Source organism: Micromonospora sp. ATA51 (assembly GCF_016802855.1).
GTDB classification, from domain to species: domain Bacteria; phylum Actinomycetota; class Actinomycetes; order Mycobacteriales; family Micromonosporaceae; genus Micromonospora; species Micromonospora sicca.
Genome location: NZ_JAEVHJ010000655.1, coordinates 1 through 1,404 on the forward strand (window position 1 = coordinate 1; position 1,404 = coordinate 1,404).

At 77.1% G+C, this 1,404-nt stretch carries 1 protein-coding gene and 1 pseudogene; one reads left to right on the top strand and one right to left on the bottom strand.

Annotated features, from left to right (window positions below; translation table 11 throughout):
- Positions 1 to 869, bottom strand: a pseudogene (locus JNW87_RS38695) (PucR family transcriptional regulator); the annotation flags it as partial.
- Between the two features lie 205 nt (positions 870 to 1,074).
- Here JNW87_RS38695 and JNW87_RS38700 point away from each other — a divergent pair.
- The coding region (locus JNW87_RS38700) for a hypothetical protein (protein WP_238455474.1) at positions 1,075 to 1,404 on the top strand (330 nt) is incomplete at its 3' end.

Consider the following 1,404-nt stretch of genomic DNA (forward strand, 5'->3'; position numbering starts at 1 on the left):
CCGGGCGCGGCGCGGTCGGCCAGGCCGGGGCCGCCCGGAACCCGGCCAGCGCGGCCCGCGCGGAGTCCGTCGCCTCGTCCAGGCTGGGTACGGCCGGACCGACCACCACCGGCCCGTCGCCGAACGCCGTGAGCAGCTTCTCCGTCGCGCCCAGCGGTCGCCGCCCCGCCGAGCACGATGACCAGCCGGTCGCCGTGCACGCCGCCGATCACCTCCACCCCGATCCGTCGGGCCTGCCGGTAGACGGTGTGCAGCACGGCGGCCACCTCGCCGCCGGGGGAGCGGCCCACCGCCACCGCCACCGGTGGCGCGTCCGTCCAGCCCAGCGCGGCCGCCCGGCTGGCCAGTACGTCCGGCGAGTCGCCGCGCAGCAGGGCGTCCACCAGCAGGGCCTGCAACCGGGCGTCCCAGGAGCCGCGCGACTCGGCGGCGCGGGCGTACACCCGGGCGGCGGCGAAGGCGATCTCCCGGGAGAAGCGCAGCACCGCCTCGCGCAGCTGCTGCTCCTCGCCCTTCGCGGCCAGGTGCGACACCTGCTCCTCGACCACGTCGATGGTGACCTTGATCAGCGCCACGGTCTGCTGGAGGCTGATCGAGCGGGCCAGCGCCTGCGGGGCGGTGGCGAAGACCTCGTCGGAGACCTCCTGGGTGCTGTCCGCGGTGCCGCCGCCGGACTGCAGCCACTGCACCAGCGACCGGGCGCCCGCCTGGGCGACCAGCATGACCCAGGAGCGCTGGTCCGCCGGAAGTTCCCGGAACCAGGGCAGGCTCTCGTCCATCCGGGCCACGCTGGCGGTGGCCAGGGCCCCCGCCGCCCGTTCGATCCGGCGCAGCGTGGCCGACAGGTCGCTACCGCCCGGCTCGCTCACCGCTTCAGCCTGACACGCCCTGAGCAGGGACTCCACACCGAGGGGCCCGTCCGCCGGGCCGTCCGGCGGCCCGGGCCGACCTGATGATCTCCGCCGTCCGCCGATCCGGTACGCGGCGCACACGTCGTCCGCCCCGGCCAGTACGGTGTCAGGGCGCGTCGGGGCGACCTGCCCGACGGGCGATGGCGAACGTGAGGAGACCGGGATGGGGCACGGGGAGGCCGAGCACGGCTGCGCCCAGGGCGAGCCCTGCCGGCCGGGCCACCACGAGCAGGTGCCGTCCGCCAAGCATCCCCGCCGGCTCAGCGGCGTGCCGCACCAGGGGGAGCCGACCGCCGGGCGCGGGACCGACCGCGTCGACGACGACCCGCCCGCTCCCCGCCAGCGCGGGCCCGAGCCGGACGAGCTGGACCCGCCCGAGCCGGCGCCCGCCCAGAGGTCCAGCGTGCCGTCGCTGCGTGCCCGGAGCGCCTCGATGATCGCGTACCCGTGGAGTTCGCCCTGCTCCAGGACCGCCAGCAGCAGCGCGTCCAGG